This is a genomic window from Coprobacter sp., from assembly GCF_982436375.1.
Genome location: NZ_CEWDCG010000220.1, coordinates 1 through 4,595, shown reverse-complemented (window position 1 = coordinate 4,595; position 4,595 = coordinate 1). Strand labels below are relative to the sequence as shown.

Annotated in this window: 4 protein-coding genes; all 4 read left to right on the top strand. The window is 41.3% G+C overall.

The window, feature by feature from the left end; translation table 11 throughout:
* The first annotated feature begins 6 nt into the window (after positions 1 to 6).
* The gene (gene def / locus AC1WHX_RS10665; RefSeq protein ID WP_009319653.1) at positions 7 to 564 is read left to right on the top strand and encodes a peptide deformylase; all 558 of its coding nucleotides are present in this window, start codon (positions 7 to 9) and stop codon (positions 562 to 564) included.
* A gap of 39 nt (positions 565 to 603) precedes the next feature.
* The gene (locus tag AC1WHX_RS10660; RefSeq protein ID WP_009319652.1) at positions 604 to 2,151 is read left to right on the top strand and encodes an acyl-CoA carboxylase subunit beta; all 1,548 of its coding nucleotides are present in this window, start codon (positions 604 to 606) and stop codon (positions 2,149 to 2,151) included.
* A 20-nt stretch (positions 2,152 to 2,171) separates the two neighbouring features.
* Positions 2,172 to 2,498, top strand: a complete 327-nt coding sequence (locus tag AC1WHX_RS10655) for an acyl-CoA carboxylase biotin carboxyl carrier protein subunit (protein ID WP_122338359.1) — start codon at positions 2,172 to 2,174, stop codon at positions 2,496 to 2,498.
* Positions 2,499 to 2,817: 319 nt separating this feature from the next.
* The gene (gene ettA, locus AC1WHX_RS10650; protein WP_302545137.1) at positions 2,818 to 4,503 is read left to right on the top strand and encodes an energy-dependent translational throttle protein EttA; all 1,686 of its coding nucleotides are present in this window, start codon (positions 2,818 to 2,820) and stop codon (positions 4,501 to 4,503) included.
* The last annotated feature ends 92 nt before the right edge of the window (positions 4,504 to 4,595 follow it).

The following is a 4,595-nucleotide window of genomic DNA, read 5'->3' as shown; positions in this document are numbered from 1 at the left end:
ATATATATGTTGTTACCAATTTATTTATATGGACAGCCTGTGCTGAGGAAAGTCGCAACGGACATAACTGCCGATTATCCTGATTTGAAGAAGTTGATTGAAGATATGTTCGAAACGATGGATAAATCGGACGGGGTCGGACTGGCTGCTCCTCAGATAGGTTTGGATATTCGGGTGCTTGTAATCAATCTGGATGCTCTTTCAGAGACATTTCCTGAATATAAAGATTACCGGAAAGCAATGATAAATGCCCATATAGAAGAAGTATCCGGTGATAAGATAACCCGGGAAGAGGGATGTTTGAGTTTGCCCGGAATTCATGAGCCTGTGACTCGTCAGGAAAAAATAAAGATAACGTATCGGGATCAGGATTTTGTAGAGCATACCGAAGTGTTTGAAGGTTATGTCGCTCGTGTCATTCAACACGAATATGATCATCTTGAAGGAAAAATGTTTATCGATCATCTTTCCCCTATTCGCAAACAGCTTATAAAATCGAAGCTGAACAGTATTCTGAAGGGTAAAGTAAATTGCGGTTATAGGGTAAAAGCAGTAAAGAAATAATACTTATATTGACACACTTAATTTTAAGAATCTAAATTTATGACTTCATTACAGAAAGACATTTTAGCATTGCGTGAAAAAAAAGCGCTGGTGCAGATGGGTGGAGGAGAAGCCGCCATTGAAAAGCAGGAGGCGATGGGCAAGTTGACTGCCCGAAATCGTATTCTGGCTTTGCTGGATGAAAATTCATTTCAGGAGTATGATCTCTTTGTAGAGCATGAGGCCAGAGGCTTCGGCATGGAAAAAAAGGTTTTACCCGGAGACGGAGTAATTACCGGAACAGGAACTATCTTTGGCGCTCCTGTATGTATCTATGCTCAAGATTTTACCGTAGCAGGTGGATCTCTCGGTTTGATGCACGCTCGTAAGATAACCAAGATAATGGATCATGCACTAAAGATGAAAGTGCCTATTATCGGGATTAATGATTCCGGTGGTGCACGTATTCAGGAAGGTGTGGGTGCATTGGCCGGATATGGAGAAATTTTCTATCGCAATACGATTGCTTCAGGTGTAATTCCTCAAATTTCGGTAATCTTAGGCCCGTGTGCCGGTGGTGCGGTATATTCTCCGGCATTGACCGATTTTGTTTTCGTTGTTGAAAACATTTCGAAAATGTTCATTACAGGCCCTAATGTCATCAAGACCGTTTTAGGCGAAGAGATTTCTATGGAAGACTTAGGAGGAGCTCGAGTTCACGCTGAAATTACGGGTAATGCTCATTTCTATGCCCAAAGTGAACAAGAGTGTTTTGAACAAATCAAGAAATTGGTGACGTTTATTCCTTGGAACAATAAGCAACGTGCCCGTGCATGGGAACCTAAAGAACCGATTTTTGACAAATCGATCAATGATATCATTCCGGCCGATCCGAAACAACCGTACGACGTACGTGATATTATAAAATGTGTCGTAGATGATTCTGATTTCTTTGAAATACAACAACTTTGGGCTGCAAATATCGTAATCGGATTTGGTCGTATCCATGGCGATACGATCGGATTCGTAGCTAATCAGCCTATGGTAATGGCCGGAGTGCTCGACTGTGACAGCTCTGATAAGGCTGCCCGTTTTATCCGCTATTGCGATGCCTTTAATATTCCTATCGTTACATTCGAGGATATGCCGGGTTATTTGCCTGGAGTAGATCAGGAGCATGCCGGCGTTATTCGTCACGGCGCGAAAGTTCTCTACGCATATTCCGAAGCGACAGTACCTAAAATCACTATTATCCTGCGTAAAGCGTACGGAGGCGGATATATTGCAATGAACTCGCGGCATTTAGGAGCAGACTTCGTATTTGCTTGGCCGAGTGCAGAAATTGCAGTGATGGGACCGGAAGGTGCAGCCAATATTATTTTCAGAAAAGAAATTATGGAGGCTGAAGACCAGAACGCAATGCGTCAGGAAAAAGTAAAAGAATATATCGAGAAATTTGCTAATCCGTATGTTGCTGCGGCTAAGGGATATATCGATGCTGTAATCGAACCGAGAGAAACTCGTGTCAGCTTGAAGCATGCTTTGGTTTTGGCAAGAAGTAAAGAAGAATCCCGCCCGTCGAAGAAACATGGAATTCCTCCGTTCTAATCCATAAATCGAGATTGAAGATGGAAAATGAAAAAGTGAAATTAGTAGATTTTGCAGTTACAGCCCGTAAATATAAAACGACATTGACAAAGAAGTTTATCAATCGTCCGTTATGGGTGAAACCTGTGCCTGGCGAGATCCGCTCCATTCTTCCGGGAACGATCGTTTCGTATGCGGTAGAAGTAGGACAGCCGGTGAAAGTCGGAGATTTGTTACTCGTTCAAGAGTCGATGAAAATGCAAAATCGCATATTGTCTCCGGTTGCAGGAGTTGTAACAGAATTAAATGCTACTCCCGGAGAACATTTGGTGAAGGGGGCCTTGATGTTGACAATAAAAACCGAATAGGTATTGTTACCAAGTATAGAAAAGAAAGCGTTGCGGATACTTCCGTGACGCTTTCTCTATTTTGAGACGTACTCGGCTTCTTTGGAAAACATGTTTTATTCGTTATATTTGTATTTCTTAGAGCCTGTCTCAATTTTGCTCAGGTCAGGTTTGAGAGTTTCTTTCGAGGATATTTTTCTGTTTTTACGAGGAGGATAGGCTATCTGACGAGGGAAAACGGGAAAAAAGACCGGAAGAAAACACAGAAATGACCTGATAATATTTTTTTGTTGGAAAATTTAGACAGGCTATTAAAGACGAATTATAAATATATAATATAATGGCAGACGACAAAAAAATTATTTTTTCGATGGTGGGAGTCAGTAAAACTTTTCCACCGCAGAAACAAGTTTTGAAGAATATCTATTTATCGTTTTTTTATGGAGCGAAGATCGGGATTATAGGTCTTAACGGTTCTGGTAAATCTACGTTGTTGAAGATAATAGCCGGTATTGAAAAATCTTATCAGGGAGATGTCGTTTTTTCTCCCGGTTATACTGTCGGTTACTTGGAACAAGAACCGAAACTCGATCCTGAAAAAACGGTCAAGGAAATTGTGCAGGAAGGAGTACAACCGATTTTGGACTTATTGGCTGAGTATGAAGCTGTAAATTTAAAATTTGGCGATCCTGAGATTTTAGAAGATCCGGATAAGATGGATGCTTTGATGAATCGTCAGGCTGAGCTACAGGACAAAATCGATGCTACGGACGCCTGGAACCTTGATAATAAGCTCGAACGAGCTATGGATGCTTTGCGGTGTCCTCCGGAAGATCAGTTGGTAAAGTATCTTTCAGGAGGAGAACGGCGGCGTGTCGCTTTATGCCGTTTGTTGTTGCAACAGCCGGATATTCTTTTGCTGGACGAACCTACCAACCATTTGGATGCCGAATCGATAGATTGGCTTGAACAGCATTTGCAGCAATATGCCGGAACAGTTATTGCTATTACGCACGACCGTTATTTCCTTGATCATGTAGCCGGATGGATATTGGAGCTTGACAGGGGCGAGGGTATTCCTTGGAAAGGAAACTATTCTTCATGGCTTGAGCAAAAAACAAAACGAATGGAACAAGAAGAGAAACAAGCGAGTAAGCGCCGCAAGACTCTTGAACGGGAGTTGGAATGGGTTCGCATGGCTCCTTCTGCACGGCATGCGAAAGGAAAGGCTCGTTTGAATTCGTATGATAAACTATTGAATGAGGATCAAAAAGAGAGGGAAGAAAAACTGGAGATTTTCATTCCGAACGGACCTCGTTTGGGAAATAAAGTGATTGAGGCGAAGGGGGTTGCAAAAGCCTATGGGGATAAACTGCTTTTCGATGATCTTAATTTTGTATTGCCTCCGAATGGTATTGTCGGAGTGATAGGTCCGAATGGGGCTGGTAAAACGACTCTTTTTAAGTTGATAATGGGACAGGAGAGTGTCGATAAAGGCGAGTTTGATGTCGGAGAAACGGTAAAAATCGCTTATGTAGATCAGACTCACAAAGATATAGATCCCCAGAAGAGCGTATATCAGGTTATTTCGGGAGAACAAGATCTGATTCGTATGGGAAATAAGGATGTAAATGCCAGAGCTTATCTTTCAAGATTTAATTTTACCGGAGCAGATCAAGAAAAACTGTGCGGAGTTCTTTCTGGAGGAGAACGGAATCGCTTACATTTAGCTATGGCGCTGAAAGAAGAAGGAAATGTCCTTTTATTAGACGAACCTACTAATGATATAGATGTTAATACTTTGCGGGCGTTAGAAGAAGGTCTTGTGAATTTTGCCGGATGCGCAGTGGTTATTTCTCATGATCGTTGGTTCTTAGACCGTATTTGTACACATATTTTGGCTTTTGAAGGAGATTCTCAGGTGTTTTACTTTGAGGGTTCTTATTCTGAATATGAAGAAAATAAGAAAAAACGTTTGGGGGATATAGAACCTCGTCGGGTGCGTTATCGTAAGCTTATGGAATAAGATAGATTTTATAGATATAGTTCTATAAATATAAATTATCGATTACACAGATATATGTCAGTTTACTTTAGCTTTATTCCTATAATTAGGAA